This is a genomic window from Variovorax sp. P4_B11 (assembly GCF_056402355.1).
In genome coordinates this window covers 1-971 of the sequence record NZ_JBFUHO010000165.1, presented here as the reverse complement: position 1 = coordinate 971, position 971 = coordinate 1, and the positions used below count along the sequence as shown (strand labels likewise).

Sequence of the window (971 nt, the reverse complement as noted above, 5' to 3'; positions counted from 1 at the left end):
TGTTGGCGCCGGCCGAAAATTGACCCACCTGTGAGGGTTGTGCCGCTTCAAATTTGACCCGGGTGTTCAGCCTACCCTGCTGCTTTTTTAAGCGGTGGGGGTATGAGGAGTGATCACCATGGCCATGATTGGCAAGGTCCTGCGGATGCACCACCGCGAGAAGAAGTCGGTGCGAGAGATCGTGAGGGCGACGAGCCTGTCGCGCAACACGGTGCGCAAGTACCTGCGCACGCCGGTGGCGCAGCCACCGAAGTACCGTCGCAAGGCGGCGATGACGAAGCTTGGGCCGTTCGTCGAGACGGTGAAGATGGCTTTGTTGGCCGACGCGCGCCGCCCTAAGAAGGAGCGGCGAACCGCCAAGGCCCTGCTGCAGCAGCTCGCCGAGGCTGGCTACGAAGGTGGCTATACCCAACTGACTGACTTCATCCGGGCGTGGCGAGCGCAGCAAGGGGGTGTTGCGGTCGGCGAAGCGTTCGTGCCTCTGGCCTTCGAGCTGGGCGAGGCGTTCCAGTTCGACTGGAGCGACGAGGCGCTGGTGATCGGCGGGATCTACCGCAAACTGCAGGTCGCGCACATGAAGCTGTGCGCGAGCCGGGCGTTCTGGCTGGTCGCGTACCCGAGCCAGGGTCACGAGATGCTGTTCGATGCCCACACCCGGTCCTTCGCCGCGCTGGGCGGTGTGGCTCGCCGTGGCATCTATGATTTTGTTCCCGGGAACAAAATCGTAGTTTTGTGCCCAGGTGCGTTATGTGCCCAACCGGCCTGAGCAGTGCGCCGGCGATGGTGAGTCACCGGCCACCGGGCACAAAATTCTCACAGCGATTGCAGCCACTTCATCAGGTCTTGGTCTTGGCGCCATCCGACGCGAGTCCGGGATACCGCCGAAGTCGTCGGAGGAATGCATGCCGCAAGCGCGGCCTGCTTGGTTCGCATCGTGATCTCAGCGTAGCGATTGGTCGTCTCCAGACTGA

The 971-nt window shown here is 62.8% G+C and carries 1 pseudogene; it reads left to right on the top strand.

From position 1 onward, the window contains the following. Positions 1-118: 118 nt before the first annotated feature. A pseudogene (gene istA / locus AC1DYD_RS41440) lies at positions 119-703 on the top strand (IS21 family transposase); the annotation flags it as partial. Positions 704-971 lie beyond the last annotated feature (268 nt).